This window comes from Bdellovibrio sp. SKB1291214 (assembly GCF_002209355.2).
Classification (GTDB): domain Bacteria; phylum Bdellovibrionota; class Bdellovibrionia; order Bdellovibrionales; family Bdellovibrionaceae; genus Bdellovibrio.
In genome coordinates this window covers 3,274,047-3,294,092 of record NZ_CP106855.1, presented here as the reverse complement: position 1 = coordinate 3,294,092, position 20,046 = coordinate 3,274,047, and the positions used below count along the sequence as shown (strand labels likewise).

General features: G+C 43.8%; 19 protein-coding genes. 7 read left to right on the top strand and 12 right to left on the bottom strand.

Going from position 1 to position 20,046, the window contains the following annotated elements:
* The first annotated feature begins 49 nt into the window (after positions 1-49).
* Positions 50-1,618, top strand: coding sequence for a B12-binding domain-containing radical SAM protein (locus B9G69_RS16215; protein ID WP_088615785.1), 1,569 nt, complete (start codon positions 50-52; stop codon positions 1,616-1,618).
* Here B9G69_RS16215 and B9G69_RS16210 read toward each other — a convergent pair.
* The gene (locus B9G69_RS16210; protein WP_088615786.1) at positions 1,569-2,078 is read right to left on the bottom strand and encodes a DUF1772 domain-containing protein; all 510 of its coding nucleotides are present in this window, start codon (positions 2,076-2,078) and stop codon (positions 1,569-1,571) included. The genes B9G69_RS16215 and B9G69_RS16210 overlap by 50 nt on opposite strands.
* Positions 2,079-2,134: 56 nt before the next feature.
* The gene (gene ubiG, locus B9G69_RS16205; protein WP_088615787.1) at positions 2,135-2,914 is read right to left on the bottom strand and encodes a bifunctional 2-polyprenyl-6-hydroxyphenol methylase/3-demethylubiquinol 3-O-methyltransferase UbiG; all 780 of its coding nucleotides are present in this window, start codon (positions 2,912-2,914) and stop codon (positions 2,135-2,137) included.
* Positions 2,915-3,036: 122 nt separating this feature from the next.
* Here ubiG and B9G69_RS16200 point away from each other — a divergent pair, with 122 nt between their 5' ends.
* Complete coding sequence (locus B9G69_RS16200; RefSeq protein WP_088615788.1) at positions 3,037-3,408, top strand: hypothetical protein; 372 nt, start codon at positions 3,037-3,039, stop codon at positions 3,406-3,408.
* Here the strand turns inward: B9G69_RS16200 and B9G69_RS16195 are convergent.
* From B9G69_RS16195 to B9G69_RS16155, 9 genes are all read right to left on the bottom strand, one after another.
* Positions 3,405-3,761 (bottom strand): DUF1304 domain-containing protein, encoded by a 357-nt coding sequence (locus B9G69_RS16195; protein WP_088615789.1) that lies wholly within the window; start codon positions 3,759-3,761, stop codon positions 3,405-3,407. The two genes, B9G69_RS16200 and B9G69_RS16195, sit on opposite strands and share 4 nt — an antisense overlap.
* The gene (locus B9G69_RS16190; RefSeq protein WP_088615790.1) at positions 3,762-4,226 is read right to left on the bottom strand and encodes an HPP family protein; all 465 of its coding nucleotides are present in this window, start codon (positions 4,224-4,226) and stop codon (positions 3,762-3,764) included.
* 27 nt (positions 4,227-4,253) lie between these two features.
* Positions 4,254-5,249: a tryptophan--tRNA ligase gene (gene trpS / locus B9G69_RS16185; protein WP_088615791.1), complete on the bottom strand. Its 996-nt coding sequence runs from the start codon at positions 5,247-5,249 to the stop codon at positions 4,254-4,256.
* Positions 5,250-5,259: 10 nt separating this feature from the next.
* A complete protein-coding gene (locus B9G69_RS16180; protein WP_088615792.1) occupies positions 5,260-6,636 on the bottom strand; it encodes an NAD(P)H-binding protein in 1,377 nt (458 codons plus the stop codon).
* A gap of 46 nt (positions 6,637-6,682) precedes the next feature.
* Positions 6,683-8,260: a RecQ family ATP-dependent DNA helicase gene (locus tag B9G69_RS16175; protein WP_254916905.1), complete on the bottom strand. Its 1,578-nt coding sequence runs from the start codon at positions 8,258-8,260 to the stop codon at positions 6,683-6,685.
* Positions 8,261-8,365: 105 nt separating this feature from the next.
* On the bottom strand, positions 8,366-9,316 hold the full coding sequence (locus B9G69_RS16170) for an aldo/keto reductase (RefSeq protein ID WP_088615793.1): 951 nt from the start codon (positions 9,314-9,316) through the stop codon (positions 8,366-8,368).
* A gap of 11 nt (positions 9,317-9,327) precedes the next feature.
* Entirely contained in the window at positions 9,328-9,699 is a 372-nt protein-coding gene (locus tag B9G69_RS16165; RefSeq protein WP_217897700.1) for a VOC family protein, read from the bottom strand.
* An 86-nt stretch (positions 9,700-9,785) separates the two neighbouring features.
* Entirely contained in the window at positions 9,786-10,559 is a 774-nt protein-coding gene (locus B9G69_RS16160) for a cyclic nucleotide-binding domain-containing protein (protein WP_254916906.1), read from the bottom strand.
* A 145-nt stretch (positions 10,560-10,704) separates the two neighbouring features.
* Entirely contained in the window at positions 10,705-11,466 is a 762-nt protein-coding gene (locus B9G69_RS16155) for a hypothetical protein (protein WP_088615794.1), read from the bottom strand.
* A gap of 164 nt (positions 11,467-11,630) precedes the next feature.
* Here B9G69_RS16155 and B9G69_RS16150 point away from each other — a divergent pair, with 164 nt between their 5' ends.
* The 5 genes from B9G69_RS16150 (at position 11,631) to B9G69_RS16130 (ending at position 16,361) form a co-directional block, all read left to right on the top strand.
* Positions 11,631-12,086 carry a hypothetical protein gene (locus tag B9G69_RS16150; protein ID WP_265437840.1) on the top strand — a complete coding sequence of 152 codons (456 nt, stop codon included), beginning with the start codon at positions 11,631-11,633 and terminating at the stop codon, positions 12,084-12,086.
* Positions 11,992-12,486: a hypothetical protein gene (locus B9G69_RS16145; protein ID WP_265437839.1), complete on the top strand. Its 495-nt coding sequence runs from the start codon at positions 11,992-11,994 to the stop codon at positions 12,484-12,486. The genes B9G69_RS16150 and B9G69_RS16145 overlap by 95 nt, the downstream gene beginning before the upstream one ends.
* Positions 12,487-12,573: 87 nt before the next feature.
* Positions 12,574-14,166, top strand: coding sequence for an ABC-F family ATP-binding cassette domain-containing protein (locus B9G69_RS16140; RefSeq protein WP_088615796.1), 1,593 nt, complete (start codon positions 12,574-12,576; stop codon positions 14,164-14,166).
* 150 nt (positions 14,167-14,316) lie between these two features.
* The gene (locus B9G69_RS16135; protein ID WP_088615797.1) at positions 14,317-15,081 is read left to right on the top strand and encodes a hypothetical protein; all 765 of its coding nucleotides are present in this window, start codon (positions 14,317-14,319) and stop codon (positions 15,079-15,081) included.
* A gap of 485 nt (positions 15,082-15,566) precedes the next feature.
* On the top strand, positions 15,567-16,361 hold the full coding sequence (locus B9G69_RS16130) for a hypothetical protein (RefSeq protein WP_088615798.1): 795 nt from the start codon (positions 15,567-15,569) through the stop codon (positions 16,359-16,361).
* Here the strand turns inward: B9G69_RS16130 and B9G69_RS16125 are convergent.
* Complete coding sequence (locus B9G69_RS16125) at positions 16,328-20,032, bottom strand: RHS repeat domain-containing protein (RefSeq protein ID WP_265437838.1); 3,705 nt, start codon at positions 20,030-20,032, stop codon at positions 16,328-16,330. The genes B9G69_RS16130 and B9G69_RS16125 overlap by 34 nt on opposite strands.
* Between the last annotated feature and the right edge of the window lie 14 nt (positions 20,033-20,046).

Here is a 20,046-nt window from a genome sequence, read left to right as displayed (position 1 = left end):
ATCTGAAACGCGCGAACAAAGATACGCTCAACAACCGAATGAGAACGCCATGAAAAATGACATTCTATTAGTCACACTGAACTCCACTTACCAACATTCTTCGTTTGGTTTGCGCTACCTTTATGCCAATTTAAAAGAGCTCCAAGAGCGTGCTTCAATCATGGAGTTCACGACGGCAAAGGACCCACGCGACATCGCTGAACAGCTTTTGAAACTGAACCCTAAGATCATCGGTCTTGGCGTATATATTTGGAATGCCAACGAAAGTTACGAACTTGTGAGTCTGATTAAACGTATCAGCCCACAGACAATCGTGGTCCTTGGCGGACCAGAAGTAACTCATGAAACAGAGACTCAACCCATCTGCCAAACTGCTGACTTCACGTTCAAGGGTGAGGCTGATTTCATGTTCTATGACTTCTGCCAAAAGTATTTTGCAACAGGCGAATTACCGAAAGAAAAGTATATTAAAAATATTCTGCCTGAGATTAAAAATATCGCATCGCCCTATGAGTTTTACACCGACGAAGACATCAAGAACCGCGTCTTATACGTGGAAGTTTCTCGGGGCTGTCCTTATCGTTGTGAGTACTGCCTGTCTTCTTTGGATAAATCGGTTCGTAATTTCGACATCACTCAGTTCCTGGCGGACATGCAAACGCTTTTAGATCGCGGCGCCCGCCAGTTTAAATTCATCGACCGCACCTTCAATTTAAGTCCTACGATCTGCACGCAGATTCTAAATTTCTTCTTGGAACGAATCGAGCTTGGTTTGTTCTTACACTTTGAGATGGTGCCGGATCGTTTGCCAACTGAAATCCGCGAGCTGATTCAAAAGTTTCCTCGCGGCTCTTTGCAGTTTGAAATCGGTATTCAAACTTGGAATGTCGACGTTGCAAAACTTGTCAGCCGCCGTAACGACTTAGTTAAGGTGAAAGAAAATTTCAAATTCCTAGCTGAGGAAACAGGTATTCATTCCCATGCTGACTTGATCGTGGGATTGCCAGGTGAAGATATCAATAGCTTTGCAAAAGGCTTTGATATCTTGGCAGATCTTCGCCCCGATGAAATACAAGTAGGTATCTTGAAGCGCCTAAAAGGTGCTCCGATATCTCGTCACGATAAGGAATGGGAGATGGTGTACTCGGAACATCCACCATTCCAAATTCTGCGCACGAAAATGATGGATTTCCAAACAATGCAAAAGATGACCCGGTTTGCAAAGTACTGGGACCTATTCGCCAACAGTGGAAATTTTAAAAACTTCACAGCGGCAATTAAAAGCCGTTCCGAGCTGGCAGAGCACAAATCATTCTTTTGGGAATTCTTTGCGTTTAGCGAATTCATGTCAGCCCGACATGCACAGTCTTTTGGTATTTCGTTGATCAACTTGGTTGAGTCCGCATTGGTATATCTGACTCAAGAATTGCACTGGCCCCACGAGGAAGCCCGTCAGTTATTGATTTCAGACTATATGGCACCGGGTACGCGTGAACTTCCAAAAGTTTTAAAAGTTTATCCGGAACCGAAGCCCAAAGGAATGCCTGTTGATATGCGAGTGAATGTTCCTAAAAGGCAACAGCGACATCTTGTAAAATCGGAGTCTCAGTCTTCTTAACGAGGACTGAGGCGATCAAAAACGAAAATCCTGCTACCAATAAAGCACAACGCCAATACATGAATTGTACCCATTGGGAGCGAATATTCTCCCAATCATTGGGTGGTCCCTGAAACTGCCACATATGAATAACTCGGTTTAATGGCATATTCCCTGTCCAAGTCATGACCAACTCGTCCAGGACACAAAGTAGCGCGAACAGGACTAAAAAAAACTCCACCCGTTGCCAGTGCTTACGCATCACAAGAAGATGCACCGTAAGTTTGAAGACAACAACAATACATAATAGCGGCGTCCACGAAAGAAACGATCTCTGCATCGCTTGATGAAAAGCGATGTAGGAAGAAGCAGATAGCTTTTGCATCGTAGGTCCCATGCCGATCACAAACGCGAACGCATTCCCCGCAAGCAACCCAATCAAGAGCAAGCTTGTGTATTTCAAGAATTGGTTAAGTTTCATGAGCCTACTTATACGCGGGCTTCGTGGAAACTCACGTTTCAATTTATCCACGTAAGTTAATGATCACGGAACTTTTTAGCGTAGCCAGTGTAAGACACGGATTTCGTTCTACACCATGTGAAGCGAAAATTCTTACACAGCTCTTTTTTGGAAAACAAATCCCAAGTTCCCCTTTGGAAAATCACTGGACGAGAACCGCGAACCTGTTGAACTTCAAGGTCAAACTCTTGCATCCAAATTTCAATCTCTTCGGGTCTGCGAAAAAGCTGATACTCAAAATACTTTTCGGGAGTGTTGTTTAAGAACCACTTAATAAACTTGTTCACCCAAAAGTATGAAATCATATTTTTATTTATTGTGCGGAAAAAGAGAATTCCTCCTGGACGCAACACCCGACTCATTTCTGAAATTATTTTCTCAGGGTCAGACACGTGTTCAAAAAGATCCATCGCAACGACAACATCAAAACTCTCTTTCGGGAAAGGCATGCGGTAAGCATCCCCTTCCACATATTTTACTCGCCCGGTTGTATCCATCATCTCGGCGACCTTTAAACACGTTCGAGAAATATCCAGTCCCGTCACATCGTGACCTGCTTGAGCGGCAGCATTCGAGAAAAAACCAGCTCCACTGCCGACATCTAAGATCTCTGCGTGGTAACCAATGTACTTGCGAATCTCGCCAAGGACCCATTGCAGTTGAGCGTCGTTTGCCAAACGAAGAAATGCCATAGGCCCCGTCAATGAACCGTACCACTCTTGCGCCAGCTGCTGATAGAGCTCGCTTTTAGGAAGATCTTCTTGTTCGATTTTCTGATACTCGATCTCTTCTTCCACTCCACACTCCCTCCTTCAAACTAACAAAGAGTGTGGGCAGGACACGAATTCCCCGGAGTCCAGTGATAATAATCAATCACCGCACTCGACAACACGTCAAAGGCCCGGCTACAATAAACTCAATGGAAATTATTGAAGTAGTCTGCCGTGTTGCTTTCGGTTTACAAATGACCTTCTGGGGTTTGAATGGCTTCTTTCATTGGGTGAAGATACCACCCTCTCCGCCTGCTATTGAGAAATTCGTCGAGGCCTGCCTGGAAACTCGTTTCATCATGCCGACGACAAAGACTATCGAAGTGGTTTGTGGTCTGCTGCTAGTTGCAGGTGTTGCGATTATGCTCAACATGATGATCATCGCACCAATTGTTTTTGTGATTACATTCTTACACTTGCTTCACAATCCTAAACCGTGGCCTGTAGTAGTGCCATTGACACTGCCATTTGCGGTGATGGTTGGATTTCATCTGCCATCTTTATTTGCTGGAAATTTTTAAAGCATCGCCACCACTGCAAGGATCGCTGGCAGTGCTTGAATGAAAAAAATTCTGCGAGACACGCTATAGGCTCCGTAAAAACCTGCAATGATCACGCAGATCAAAAAGAACATTTTAATTTGATAAGCAAAAACCTCATTCGCTTGAAACAGCCCCCACAGCAAGCCCGCACCCAAAAAACCGTTATAGAGCCCTTGGTTTGCGGCCAGGACCTTGCTTTCTTGCGCTTTCTCGAATGTGTTTCGAAAAATTCTCAGTCCCGTTGGCTGAGTCCACAGATACATCTCCAAGTACATGAAGAAGAAATGTTGAACCGCAACAATTGCTACCAACGTAAGACCCAGAATTTTCATCTATATCCCTGTCTGAGAGATCTTATAGGCGATCTCGTCCAAGCTTTCGATATCAAACAATGTCGAAAGCGGTTGTTTCTTTGGAACTTTGTCTAAACTTTGCGCCAGTAATTGCAACAAGTCATCTGTTGTTACGATCCCTATCAATTGATCTTCACTGTTGCCAACCAAGACCGAGCTGATCTTCTTTTCCAGCATCTTTTCCACGGCGGAGTTTATTGGTTCGTCTTCGGCCATCCAAACAACCGGCTGACTCATCATCTCTTCGACGTGGGATTGGTAAATATTTGCGGATTTTAAAATGTCTCGCTCAGATAAAACACCCATGATTCGTTGGTCTTTATCGACTATGGGCAGGTGGCGGATGTGATGGTTTTTCATCAGTTTGTGAGCATCAGCCAGAGTAGTTCCAGCCGATACCATAATCACATTGTTGGTCATTACGTCGCGGGCAAGCTTTGCCATAGGGAACTCCTTTGCAGGTCGTCCCTCTTAGTACACAATACCCATGGCCTTTTTAACATCAGAAAGAGTTTGTGCTGCAACAGTGCGCGCCGCCTCTGTGCCAGAACGCAAAACTTCGCGCACATAACCCATGTCTTTGGAGTACTCTTCACGGCGTTGGCGCATCGGAGCCAGTTTGGCTTCCAAAATTTCTAGAATGCGTTTTTTAAGAACACCATCTCCCAAACCACCACGACGGTAGTGCTCTTTCAGTGCTTGCACTTCGTCTTTATTTGGATCAAAGACATCAAGGAAGGTAAATGGAACGTGGCCTTCGACTGTTCCTGGATCTTCGACTTTCAGATGGTTTGGATCCGTGTACATCGCATTAACTTTTTTCTTAAGTTCATTGGGCGCATCCCCCAAGTAAATGGCATTACCCAATGACTTAGACATTTTCGCTTTACCATCGATACCCGTTAAGCGCCCCGTGGTACCAACCATCGCTTTTGTGTCGTGGAAAACTTCTGTTTTGTACAAGTGGTTAAATCTGCGACCGATTTCATTCGTTTGCTCAATCATCGGTTGTTGATCTTCACCCACTGGAACTAGGTCAGCTTTGAAAGCCAAGATATCCGCCGCCTGAGATACTGGATAAGTAAAGAAACCTGCCGGGATAGAATCTTTCATATTCTTTTGACGGATTTCCTCCTTAAGAGTTGGATTTCTTTCCAGTCGAGCCACAGTCACTAAGTTCATGAAATAGAAAGTCAGTTCAAAAAGCTCAGGGACCTGTGATTGAATAAAGATTGTGCTTTGTTTTGGATCGATACCCACAGCCAAATAATCAAGAGCCACTTGCTCAACGTTTTTACGAACGTGTTCAGGATTTTCATAGTAATCCGTCAAGGCTTGAGCATCAGCGATCAAAACGTACTGATTGTATTCAGATTGCAGTTTCACGCGGTTCTGCAAAGAACCTACGTAGTGTCCAAGATGTAAAGGGCCTGTAGGGCGATCGCCCGTCAAAATGATCTTTTTCATATGATTGGGTTTACCCTAACTTGCGTCCACTCGCAAGATGTCGTGCGAATTGCTTCATCACGAAAAGATGCACTAAGGCCTGCGTCACCTTATAAACGTACCAAGGGATACGCGGCCTAAAATCGTGAATAGCCGCTATACACGCGGTTCCGCCCAATACTTCACGGAACTCTAAGCGACCACGGCCGCTTTTCTTAGAAAAAAGCCCTCCACGAACATAGAAAAGCTCTCGATGCCCCCAACTGCGATCCGGAGAGTACTCCAATACCAACAGACGAATATAGGGAAAGCGATTGGAAAAATAAACCCAGCGATCCGTGACTTCGACTTTCATGAATCCCGGCTTCATAACCGGTAAATAAGCCATGTATTCCATGGCCACGTCTTTGGCAGTCCATCCCGGCGGCAGAGGCATTCGTTGCACCGAGCGCACTTGATGTCTTGCATCTCGGGGAGCTTGAAAGGCATGTGGCTTTTTAGCCGTGCTATAATTTTCGATAGCTTGCTTAAGGGACTCATCAATTCCCAGGAATTGATGCCCAGGAATTTTCAGTTGATGTGACTCCCGAACTAACAAAGGACTTTTTAAACTTTCAATCAGCGGATTGATTAAGTCTTTAGGAGCCCCCGTGACCAGACGAACCCATAATGCCGAAAGATGAGGAGTCAAAAACGGCACTCTGATAAGGGTTCGTTTTTTACCTAAAATTTCTGCGACCTTCATCATCATATCGCCGTAGCTAATGACATCCGGGCCGCCTAAGTCATAAATCTTGCCATCCGTTTCAGAATTTTCCAGACAATAGCGGATACTTTTAAGGACATCACTGACTGCAACTGGCTGACTGGGAGTCGCAGTCCACTTGGGGCAAAGCATAGCAGGCAGTCGGTGCACCAGTCTGGTCATGATCTGAAATGAAGAGCCGTTAGATCCAAGAATCAGCGCTGCTCGCAGAATTGTGGTCGGCACTGAACTTTTTAAAAACACGTCCTCAACCTCGCGACGACTTTGCAAATGTTTTGAAAGATTCTTGGTGTCTTCCGGGATTAGACCCCCGACATAAATAATTTTTTTAACATTGTTTTTTTCAGCTGCTCTTAAAAAATTGTCAGCAACAATTAAGTCGAAATCTTCAAAGGAACCCTGTGACAGATGCGCAGAAGGTCGCATAGAGTGGACCAGATAGATTGCAACTTCGGCTCCTTCGAGAGCCTTTTCAGCATCTAGTAAGCTGAAAAGGTCACAGTTGCGCCATTCGCAGGAGGAGTGTTCTTCAGAATGAGTATGCTGTGAGCGGCTTAAGCCCACGATAGAATAAGTACCTTTTAATTCTGAGATTAAGGCCTTACCAATAAAACCACTGGCTCCCGCGATTGCAACTTTCATCAAGCCTCCGTGCATACCCTAACTTAGTCAGAGTATATGGCGGCTGTTACTGTTGTCCCAGCTCCGCCATAATGTCCCAGCCAAATTTTGCCAGCTTTGCTTCTCCGATGCCATGGACATTTTTAAGATCGTCCAGGCTTTGAGGATTTTGAATCGCCAAATGCTTCAATGTCATATCACCAAAAACCACAAAGGCTGGAACATCGAGCTCCTTAGCTTTTTCCTTACGCCATTTTTTCAATAGTTGGAAACGAGCCTCTTGTGCTTCATCAAACTCGACTCCATCCAAATCAACATTGGTCTTTGACACTTTAGAGCGCGTTTTTGTTTTCGTCGGAGCCTTAAGGGCTGCCACTGGGCGTTCAATTTTGCGAGTAGATTTGGGCAGGCACGTATCACAGTGCCCGCACTTTTCAATACGTTGAGCATCTTTGTAGTACGTAAGGATTTCGGCGTGACGGCATTCCCCGCCTTCCGCGTAATTTACCAAGGCATCCAGATTTCTCCAACGAGCGTTTTTGATTTCCTTGGGTGCTTCGGAACTTGTGATGAAATATGTCTGAAGGCCTTTATCCTTTTTTGAATAAAGCATTAAGCACGTGGATTCTAACCCATCCCGGCCAGCACGTCCCATTTCCTGATACAAGGAATCGATATTTGCAGGCATCTGATAGTGAGCCACCAAACGCACATCCGGCTGATCGATCCCCATACCGAATGCATTTGTCGCAACCAGAATTCTTAGATCGCCATTCGCATAGGCCTCTTGCGTCTCTGTACGCTCTGCTGTTGAAAGACCTGCATGATAATAGCCCACGTGATCCAAGTGCTTTTGCAAATAAGCTGCAAGCTCCTCGGTCACTTTACGAGTTCCACAGTAAATAATCACACGGCCTTCTGGAGACTGGTTGATCGCTTGCATTAGCAGCGACATTTTTGTTTCCTCGTCCGCACAAAACTCGACTTGATAGTAAAGATTCGAACGATAGAATCCGTGAACGCGACGTTCAGGGCTTTTCAATTTTAAATTAATCGAAATATCTGCAAGGACCGTAGGAGTCGCTGACGCCGTCAACGCCAAGATCGGTACGTCGGGGCGAAGGCGTTTTAAAATCTCAAGCTGGCTGTACTCTTCACGGAAATCATGACCCCACTGAGAAACGCAGTGAGCTTCGTCGATTGCAAATACAGCAATGGCACGATTTTGTATCCAACGCTGAAAGCCCTCTTTTTGCACCCGTTCAGGAGAAAGATAAAGCAAGTACGTGCCGCCTTTTTCTATATCTTTGAAGATTTGAATTTTTTCAGCATCCGATTGACCTGCATAAAGACAGCCCGATGGAATGCCTTTTTTCTGCAAAGACATCACCTGATCCTTCATCAAGGCGATCAATGGCGAAATGACGATAACAAGTTTGTTTGCATAAACAGCGGGGAACTGAAAACACAGCGACTTACCCCCACCTGTTGGCAAGACCGCTAGCACATCTTTTCCAGAGAGAATCCCAGAAATGATTTCCTTTTGGCCAATGCGGAATTGGGAAAGACCAAACGAAGTTTGCAAAGTCTTTTCCATAAGGTTTTGATCATGTGGATTTTCGGCTACGGCCTGAGGCTGGATCATAGGGCTACTTTCCTTGAAAATAGCCCTTCTTTGCAACCAAGATTCCCGCGTTAAAAGGGATTATTTTCCTTGCAACACAGGAACCTGGAGGGAATCTCGGACATTCTAATAGCGGCTCTCAAAATCCAGCTTTTCGACCTCTACGGTGGTCAGATGAATATCAACGGCTTTCGTTAAATCCTTAAGCTGCTCTATTGACGTTGCACTCGCAATGGGTGCCGTAATGCTCTTTCTTTGCATTAGCCAAGCCAGCGCAATTGTGGCTGGTTTTACTTGGTAATCGTTAGATAAATCATCAAGCGTCGCTAAAATCTTCATTCCGCGCTCATCAAGATAGCTCAGGGCTTTTTCACCACGCGCACTTTTCTTAACGTCCTCTTTAGAGCGGTATTTTCCGGTCAGAAATCCACTTGCCAAAGAATAATATGGAATCACTCCAACTTGCTTATTCAAACATAAAGGCTCAAGGTCTTTTTCAAAATATTCGCGATCATGCAGGTTGTACTTTGGTTGCAAAGTCACGTACGACGGGTAATTTTCATTTTCACTAATATGCAGGCTTTGCTTTAATCGTTCCGCATTGAAGTTCGAGGCTCCAACTGCACGAACTTTTCCTTCTTTAACAAGCTGATTATAGGCCGCTAATGTTTCCTCTAACGGAGTCTCGATATCATCTGTGTGAGACTGGTAAAGATCAATATAATCCGTCTTAAGCCTCATCAAAGAATCCTCAACAGCTTGTTTGATGTATGCGCCTTTAAGACCTTTTTTATCGGGAGCAAGTTCCATTCCGACTTTAGTAGCAATCACGACCTTATCACGGCATTTACGTTCTTTCATCCAATTGCCAATGATTGTCTCAGACTCTCCGCCTTTGTTACCAGGAACCCAGCGCGAGTAAACGTCAGCCGTATCTATAAAGTTAAATCCCGATTCGACAAAGCTGTCTAAAACTTTAAACGAAGCCTTTTCATCAATTGTCCATCCGAAAACATTCCCACCAAAACAGAGAGGTGCGACTTCAATTCCCGTTTTACCAAGCTGACGTTTCTGCATATCGATGTCTCCTACATTGAATGAAGGCCGACACGGTTCCCTTCGGTATCTTCAAAAATACCGATATTACCATATTGGCCGATACTTTTTTTGCCAGCTAAAACCTTGCCGCCATTGACTGATACTTTTCGTAAAGCAGACTCGATGTCTTTCACCGGAATATACGGAAGAGTTCCGCTGCTGGATGGTTCATAACCTGGCCCCTTTACCAGAGCGCCGGTGGCACCACACTCTTTCATATTGCCCGGTGGAAAGAAGGCAAGCTTTAGTGGACCCATTTCTTCAGTTTTGAATTTTAGATCAAATGACTTTTCATAGAAAGTCATTGCGCGTGAAATATCCACGACTGAAAGCTCCACCCAATTAAACATATTGGACGCCATAATAAAAAACCTCCGATGATTTCTGATCTCAAGAATCAGAAGCAGCGGAGGTTTCCGTCAATATGACATTGCACACTGTTTCGTCGTTAGCCGGTCAAAGCTTTATTGGCGCGCTTCAGTCGAAGCGACAGTGTTTTCACAAGGGCTTTGGCCCAGGATGGTTTCGAGAAAATAACACTTTCAAGTGCTGACATTGGAATTTCAATCAGCTCCACAGCAGTCAAAGCTTCAACCGTTGCTGATCGAGGCTCGTGGTTAAAGTGCCCCATCTCCCCGACAAATTCTCCAGGGCCGATTTCACCCAGAGTAATACGTCCTCCAGATATCGCCTCTGAATAAGCACTCAGCGTTCCGTGCTTCACGATATAGACAACTTCAGTGTTGTCACCTTCTTTAAACAATGTTTCACCCACCCCAAGACTGCGCAGTTTATATTGCGAACCCTCTTTAACAGGTTTAGGTGCAACTATTTTTGAAACCACTTCTAGTAAAGCCCATTCACGATTTGGCTCTGACAAGAACGACAAACGTCCCGATTGCACTTCATGAGGGAACATGTCGTGATCAGGAACGTAAGACATCATAACGATAAAGATGCCATTGTTGTTTTTCTCTTTTAAAACTTTGCCAATGATATCGTAGCCTGATCCTTTTGGCAGATACTCGTCCACAAACATAATCTTGGGCCTTACGTTATCGATTTTATATTTGGTATCAAACCAATCGCTACCGTGAAAGACTGAGCAGTTTGTGAAATGTTTATTAAGGATGTCGGAAATTGCAGTAATCCTTGATGGATCACCACTGACGATCAAAAAGCTGTTTTTATCCTGGCTGCGGCCCATACCAAAACCTTCCATAATTTTTCAGCCCCATTACTGAGACCCACAGACGTGCCAGATGCTTTATTATCGTATTAAACTGTCTAACTCTCAACAACCTGTCAAAAAGTTGCCCGCTTTTCTCAAGGTGATGCAATTATGGATGGATCGATATGAGATTGGACTACTTAAGATCGTAGCGCGCCAGATCTGCAGCGAACTCTTTCTTGTCCTTAGGGAAGCGCTTATTGACCGCCTCGATTAAAGAGGTGCGCATGTTGTGATTTTCGTTGTTTGCGATCACAGTTAAAAGTCCTTGCTGACACCCTGAATAGTTGCCGCAGTTATTTAGGTAAATCTCATAAGCAACTAAAACAGGAATGTAACTTTCATCCGTAGTCGAAGCGATATTTCGCTCATGCTCCGTACGAGCACTCTCCATCGTAACAGTCTTAGCCGGAGCATATTCTAAAGCCTCTGCCAAGGCCACTTCCGCCAGTTGTTGATCGCCGCCGCGACTGTTTAACATATCCAGCATCTCGACTCTTTCAAAATGGGCGGAGTGAGCTGACTGAAGATCACGATAGTAATCCCACAGTACTTGCTTCTTATTAGGAAGCGCATTGAACTGCGCACGCAATGATTTTACTTTTTCTTTTAAATCAGATTTATTTTCCGCGGCACGAGTGGTTTTAATAAGATCCACCAAAAGCTTACGCTCTTTGGTGTCTACTGGAACACTCGTTACGGATGCGATATTTCTAACTGACGCCTTCTGAGTCGTTCCAGAAACCACCGGTTGTGTTTGCTTGAAACCATTCGCATTAGCTGAAGAAATTGAACTTTGTGGATCGCCTGATTGATCGACGCTTTTAACTTTATCTCTATTGAAAAAGTACACGGCAATAAGGACTGCGGCGATAATAACCAGGAACGTTTGCTTCATTATTAGATTATCCTCGTGCACCCTAAGAAATTGCAACTGGAAACAGAGTTTAGGATTTGGTCACCCATCACGGGTTCGACAGCCAGCCTCTTAACTATTTCGTTTAAACTGCGAATCACCCCCTGGTCCTTGAATTGCTTTGAATACAAGGCATTGGGGGTTCAATGAAATTCACATCGACTGTGCTTATAGCAGCAACCGTTCTCACATGCAATATTGCCAACGCTGGGATCACTTGCTCTTCGACCGAATGTAAAGCTGAAGACATGCCCTTACTGAATCAGATGGAATCTTCTGTAAAAGCCAAGTTCGGATCAATGGCTTGTTTGCCCACGTCTTCGACCATGGTTATGGAATCTATTTTTAATGTTAAAAAAGATATCGTTGCCGGCAGCTTCACTGAAAGCCTTTATCAACAAGGAGTTTACGGCGCAGTTGTGATGTTAGGTGCTGATATTTGCAGACATGCAAGCAGGACAATTGGGTTCGATTCTTTTCGCATCTTACATTCCAAAATGTTCCGAGATGGCGAGCGGTCGCAAGACTTGCAGCTTCACTCGTCAGTATGGGCACTCAGTCGCTGTCCAAGCAGCTTCTGCTTCATCAATACAAATCTTTGACCCGAATAATGAAAAGTGGCAGTCGCAGCTTTTAAAATTATCTGATGATTCCAGTTTTTCCGGCGCGACATTATCACTCGCCTCCCATATCGGCGCTGATGCCCGCATCTTGGATAAAAACTACTACACTCAAGGTGAAGTGGATTTGGCTGAATACTTTTATGGATTGAAAACTTCGGCGGGTTCTTCAGACTCTCCTCCAATGGTAACTCAACCCACTCAGCCGACGACTCCCCCGGCGGTAACTAACCCTACGCCAGTTCCATCACCTTCGACTTCAGTGGTGACTCAACCAAAACCGTCCCCTTCCCCCGTGGTCACTCAGCCATCCAAATCAGAAATCTGGCAGCAATGGGTGAAATATTACCGCTCTAAAGGCAAAGTCGCCTTCCGCAAATAGTTCCCCTATGAAAAAACGGGTAAAATGGGCGGCAGTTTTGACTGCTGCCTTGCTATTTTTGGGGCTTTTGCGTAAAAACTGTTCCCTATGATCAGTACTTCCAATGTCAGCCTCCGTTTCGGTGGCAAAAAGCTTTTTGAAGACGTAAATGTGAAATTCACTCCTGGCAATTGCTATGGTTTGATCGGCGCTAACGGTGCTGGAAAATCCACATTCCTTAAAATTCTATCTAAAGAAATCGAACCGAATACGGGTGAAGTAATCATTCCTGGCGATTTGCGTTTGTCAGTTCTGAAACAAGATCACTATGCCTATGATGAACATACGGTTCTTAAAACCGTTTTAATGGGTAACGATCGTCTTTTTAAAGTCATGACTGAAAAAGACGAGCTTTATGCGAAACCTGATTTTTCTGAAGAAGACGGCAACCGTGCTTCAGAGCTTGAAGGCATCTTCGCAGAACTTAACGGTTGGGAAGCTGAATCCGAAGCTGGCGTTATGCTGGCGGGTTTGGGTATCGGCGACGATTTCCACCATAAGCTTATGAAAGAACTAAACCCTGGCGAGAAGGTTAAAGTCCTTTTGGCTCAGGCTTTGTTCGGTCGTCCTGACATCCTTCTTCTGGATGAGCCGACGAATCACTTGGACATCTATGCGATTCAATGGCTTGAACAGTTCCTTGAAAACTTCGAAAACACCGTCATCGTGATCTCGCATGACCGTCACTTCTTGAATAAAGTTTGCTCGCACATCGCTGATATCGATTACGGCAAAGTGACGACATTCACGGGTAACTACGACTTCTGGCGTGAAGCAAGCGAACTTAAACAACGTATGCTGGCAGACCAAAATAAAAAGAGTGCTGATAAAGCCGAGGAACTTAAAGCCTTCATCGCACGATTCAGTGCGAATGCTTCTAAGTCTGCTCAGGCTTCTTCTCGTCAAAAACAATTGGAAAAGCTTGAGTTCAATGACTTGCCGGCCTCTTCCCGTAAGTCTCCATTCATTGGGTTCGATGTAAAACGTGAACTGGGAAATGACGTTTTAGTAGTTGATAAGCTAACTAAAACTTGGGAAGGCGAAACTCTGCTGAAAAACGTAAGCTTCAGCCTTAAAAAAGGCGATAAGGTCGCGTTGTTGGGTCGCAATGACTTAGCTAAAACACTGCTTATGGAAATCATCGCTGGAGAAATGGCAGCGGATTCCGGAACTTACACTTGGGGCATTACAACCACTCGTGGTTACTTCCCAACAGACAACTCTAAGTACTTCCAAGGGAACGAGGCCTCTTTGGTTGAGTGGTTGCGCGAATTCTCTGAAGACAAGGACGAAAGTTTCTTGCGCGGTTTCCTTGGTAAAATGCTTTTCTCGGGAACAGATGCATTGAAACAGCCAACGGTTCTTTCCGGGGGCGAGAAGGTGCGCTGCATGTTCTCTAAATTGATGCTCGAAGGCGCTAATATCCTGATTCTTGACGGTCCGACGAATCACTTGGACCTAGAGAGTATCACAGCTGTGAATGAGGGTCTGAAGCGTTTTAAAGGCACTGTGATCTTCACGTGTCATGACCACGAGCTTTTGCAAACCGTTGCAAACAGAATCATCGAAATCAACGAGACGGTTACTTACGATAACCACATTGATTACGAAGGGTACCTTAAAGCTACTCAAAAACACTAAAATACCAAATAAAAAAGGCGGTTTTGACCCGCCTTTTTTTATTTAAAAGCATCAATTGCCGTCGAAGTACGCTGATAACTTTTTTTGAATAAACCGATAGTTAGTCAATTATAACATTTTAAAATGTTATAATCTGTTTTAAACTTACATATGCTTTCAAAAAAAAATGCATTACTTCTCTTACTGATTGTAGTCACCACGTCGATATATTTTAAAAAAAATTATGTGTTGCCTGAAAATGAGCCGCAGAGAATCCATTCCGTCAATGGTCTAACAACTCATATGAATGAGCATACACTCGAAAAAGGTAGCGAACCACCTCGACAATCTAACTTAGCTGAATCCGCAAATCTCTCCGAGAAACCACCATCCGAAGTACGATCACAATCAAATACCTATGAATCTAGAAAGACGAATTTTCTGGCTATAAAAAAGGATATTTCAGAAGTTAAAAGCCAAGATGAAATTAATGCTGCAGTAAAGTTCGCCACGGAAAATTATCAGTTTTATTGGATAAAACTTTTAGATCTACCGATTAATAAAATCTTAACTTTACTATCAATCTCTAATTCAGACTTTGTGCGTGTTTTCTCGCAGAATACCCCGGGAACATATTATTTTTCCGAAGGACGTAAAATTGATTCGCCAGCATCAAACATAATTTATTGTTCGATCTCTATCATCGGAAACCAATCCGGCACTCAACAAATACTAGAAAATGACGTCGTGGGAAGGATTCTTACCTTAGAAAAGTCATTTGCAGGAGTCGAAGTACAGCTTTCTACATCCGATAAATATAAAGAGAAGTTATATGTAAATAAAATAGCTTGCTATCATCCTCTAGAAAGTGGGGCCGAGGCCCTCACTCTACTAGACTTGGCTTTCAACTTAGGAGTGCGCGCTAGACTTAATTAACTCCACCATAGTCGCATCGCCTACATCGCTCCAATTTATCTCTGAGAATCTTTTCGTATTTATTTCCTTAATCTGCTTAATGAAAATAACCCACTGAAAGTAATTTAATATCAACATCAACGGTGTAATCAGTTCCCAAGGGCCTAGATGTGCAATTGGCCAAACCAAGGGCCCGATCGGGAATGTTAAAATCGAAGTGATACCAAATCACGCCGACTGTCACTATAGATATGTCTATTTTTTCATTAGTTGGATTCCTAAAATAGCGTCCGTAACGAAATCCAACATAACCGATACGGATTTGGTTTGGCACAAATTTAACGACCTCAATAAATTAAATAATGATTACTAGAAGTCCCATAAAGAAAGATGGGTTTGAATCCTGCCTTGAGGTCTATAAATTCAAGTAGTGTATTCTGTATTTAACATTTCCATACCAAAATATTTAACATATGGTTATTTTCGTGGTGACCGCGGGAGAAAAAGTGAAAAAAATTTTTTGGCTAGTTGCTTTGACTATAATTGGACTAATTTTTAGGAATTACATATCTCCAACCGCTGCCACACAGACAAGCGAGCAAACCGTTTCAGAAAAACCAGTCTTTGATAAAACGACCGAAGGTCTCTTAAAAAAGTCTGACCCTTTGCCCGACCTACCAAAAGATCATACTGCGGATTTGGATACAGCCAAACCACACCAAAAAATGGAGGACGAAAGAAGCCAGCAAAAGATATTTTCTCCAGAAGAGTTGTGGTTCGCCAAGCTGAAGGGTGCCGAGGATGAATCAAATGTATCAGATGTTCTAGCGAGACAGCTGAAAAACTTTCCTCAGTATTTCGTCACTTTAAACAAAATGAAATTGCATGAACATTTGTACGTTCAAATTGAACAAAATAGCAACTTAGAGGAAGCCATGGGTGCTGTTGGAACCAACGAAATTTACATCCAACGCGGCCAATACTCGAAAGATCTCGGAAACATCAAAATGGACAGCAACTATTGTCGAGTTCGAATAGATGGACAAAATCCCGCACCAAAAAATTCAGGTCATTTGTACCTGGAAAAAGATGCAGAAACGACGATCCATCCCAACAAAACCGTTGAAGTAAGGGTTAGCAACGCACTCACGTCTACCCGCTCTCTTAGACGCATTAAAGAAATAAGTTGCTTTAAGCCCCCTGGCGAGAATAAAAAAAAGGAGTTCAATTTTATTGAACTCCTTTTCCACCTTCAAGTAGATGGCGATTATACATCATCCGGGCTATTACAATCATCCTGATCATTTCTTTGATCAAGCTCACGTTGTTTTAGCTGCTCAGCGAAGTAGTGCCCGTCTTCAGTGTAGGCCTTCCGCTCTTCTGCTGAAAGGTTACCGCTTGATAATTTTGCCTCCACTTTAGCGCACTCATTCCTCAAGTTTTGAATTTCCTGGATTACATCTTTTGCACCGGCGGCAGCACATGCCATTTCATTTCTTAGGCCTTTACTATCAGTTTTGTTTACTGGATCATTCAAAGCATAACCAAATAAATTCAGATCTTTACCATCGAAGCGAATTGGATCCTTCGACGTCCATCGTCCAGTGTTTGGATCATACCATCTTGCACCGAACTTCACTAAGCCCACTGAGCTGATGAACATGCCACCAGCGAATCCATAAGCTTGGAAGCCTGCTTTGGTATTGTTGATGACTTTGCCCAAGACATCGTAATCCATTCTCTGAGCGATTGTTCCATCTGTTGACTTCACAATTAGACGTGGAGATCCCAAATGATCTTTAATATAACGATATCTCACACCTGAGATGATCACATAATCAGGAGAGTTAACGCTGGTACCGTAAACGTATTCTTTAGCAACAACCCCAGCGTCGTTATATTCAGCCGCTATTCTTAGGTCATTCTCGTAAATTCTACGCATTGTCGTTGCGCCCGTAGTTCCTGAATACATTCGGACCTGACGGCCTTTGCCATCGTATTGATACTTGTAATTGCTAGTGCCTGTGACTGACGCAAGCAAGCGACTGTAAGCATCGTATGTGAATGTGTTCGTACCGATGTTGGTATTGTCGCCGTTAGCATTGTATCCGTAAGCAACTCCATTCCAACTCGTCAAACGATCTTGATTATCGTATGTCGCAGTGAACGCCACTCCGTTGATTACACCACTGGTTTTATTACCATTGCTGTCGTAAACAAATGAGCTGTTCGTTGCCCCATTTTTTGTGACCAATGTAAGTCGTCCGGCTTTATCGTATTGATAAGCATATGTCGTTGTTACCCCGCCAATTGTTTCTGACTTACCACTGATTCGTCCCATTACGTCGCGGGTTAAAGTGTAAGAGTATAGTGTCGTAGCCGCGCCTGATGTCGGCGTATAGACGGCCTTGTAACCAGTAAGATATCCCGACGTATTATATGTGCGTGAATCCGTAATTCTGTCTAATGCAGTTGTGGACAACCGACCGGAAGGATAACTATACGTAAGGGTCATGTTACCAATTTTTGCTGGAACACTGTCACCGTTATATGTGATCGCAGTCGTTGAGTTGTATCCATCCCCTTCAACCACGCGTGCCGAAACTCTAAGTTCGGAATCAAAATTATAGGAAACTTTAGCTATATTTAAACCGTTGGTAGTTAAGCTTTGAGATTCAGACCTTAACATTTTTCCAAAATAGTAATAGAAAGTTCTAATTCCGTCTGCAGAGTCAATCTGTTCGATACGATCGGACCAAGGTTTATAAAAGTATTTGTCACTACCGCGCGCTACTTGAACCTGCTCAAGCCTTCCGCTGGAGGCACCATATACGTACTTTACGGTTCTAGTGTCAGGTCTTGTAATTTGGGTCAGCTGTTTATCTTGGTTATACGCGTACGTTGTATCCTTAACAGTAACACCCGTTAAAGCTGGCGGCTGATAGGAACTCATTAAATCCATCGCATTGAATACGAACTTATGAGCAGGCTTAGAGGGCGGTGTAATGCCTGTTCTATTTCCATTTGCATCATAAGTCATACCGATAAGTCGATTGTCAGGCAGTTTAATTTGAGTCAGTTTGCCGGCAAGATCGTATGTATATGAAGTAACTTCGTTACGCGCGTTCGTGACGCTTTGTAAGTATCCAGAAGAGTTGTATGCGTACTGCTCGACATTGGACCCCTGCGACTTTGACCAAAGCCTGCCGTATCCATCGTAGACAAATGTCCACGGTAAATCATTTCCGATTTTTTCAGAAGTTGTTCTTCCGAATTGGTCTATAGTTTTTGTTGCTGTCGCTCCTTGCGGGGATTGAGACAGATGTGTATTTGTAGCAACGGTATAGGTGGAGGTAGAGGTCAGGCGGTCGTTTACAGTTACTGTATCCACCATTTTACCAAAATCGAATAGCTTATATGAATCTATTGATCGATTATACAATGTAAAAACGGACCCAACCTCACGCGTCAGTTCATCCGCCACTATTTTGCTATTAGTAAATGGCATGTCATGCATAATTCCAAAACGGGGATCGGTGAAAGTCGTACTTCGTTCAGAATAGTTCTCTTCTTGGTATTCATTCCCAGCATTATTATAAAGGGAAATATTGTCTGACCACGCGCCAGATGCATAATCCACATATCTGTGATTATCACCTTTTTCTGACCAGTAATAATATGTTTCTTTTCTCGCAAGAGCTGAGCTTTTGTCTGTCGTTCTCTGATCCGACATTAAGGTTAAAAGTAAATCCCAACGGTTTCCACCGCTTCCTGCGTCTCTCGTTAACTTACCATTGCCATCATACGTAAACGTCGCATACTGACCACCTGGCTTCGTGAACTTCTCCAATAGCTCAGTTCCACTTTTATAGGCCAACGTGTGAACTTGAGACATTGGGTTTTTGATGGTGGCGACTAACCCGGCAGAAGTTGTGGTAATGTTTGTCACCTGCCCATAAGGGGAAGTGATGGACGTTAGCACACCCAAGCTATTACGCCCGAATGTTATAGTGTTTCCGAAAGCGTCCACAATCGATGAAATTTTATTATTCGTATAATTGAAAGTACGCAATATCGCACCAGTTAACGAATAACGAGTAGTCATATGTCGGCCATTAGTATCGAAATAATACAACTCTTGGCCATCAGAGCTGGCAACAACTCTCTGACCATCCAGGTTAATATACTTGGCAAATCGGGAATTGCCGCTTCCCTCAAACAAACGAAGTTTTACTCGATCATAATAATGAAGTAACGAAAAGGACATTCCTTCAGGATTGAAGCTTTGAATGCGATTTGCCTTGGACGCTGTGGTAACAAACTGTTTTGCGTTTTCGGTGGTGTATACTAATGATCCCCCAACCCCTACGATAGCAACTTCCTCACCAAGAGATTGGCTATCCAAACGTACGATGGAACCTTGCGCTTGCCCCTGACACGTCTGAGGAGATGGATCTTTCTCATACTCGGGCGGCGGAGGAATAACATATGCGGAATAAGACTCAGATCCAGTACCGCTGTACGAACCAATCGTTCCATCCTCCAATTGATATTGTAACACCCATGGCGAAGTTAAAACGGTGTTTTGGATACCAGAGGAAGTGAATTTATAGGATACTTCCATAGAACACCTCTGTGTTCCCGTTAGCGTGACTCCTTTACATCCATCTTTCAAAATTTTATATCCTGCACTTCCTGCAAGCGTTGATGCAGAGAATGTCACCTTGTCAGTGGGCTCAAGATTATTGAAATAGAAATTAAATGCGTGAACTCCCTCTGCTCCAACTTCCACGTTACCAACGTCGTAATTGGAACTGGCCCGATTGGAATTCCTCTCCAATTGAATTGATCGCCTAAATTCTCTTTGTACTCGCGGCTTTTCCACCGGAGGAAGCTTCAAAGCTCTATCATTACGAGCCTCTGCCTGAATTAATACACACAAAAGCAACGCACTAACTAAAACGCGCAACATGTCACATCCTTTGA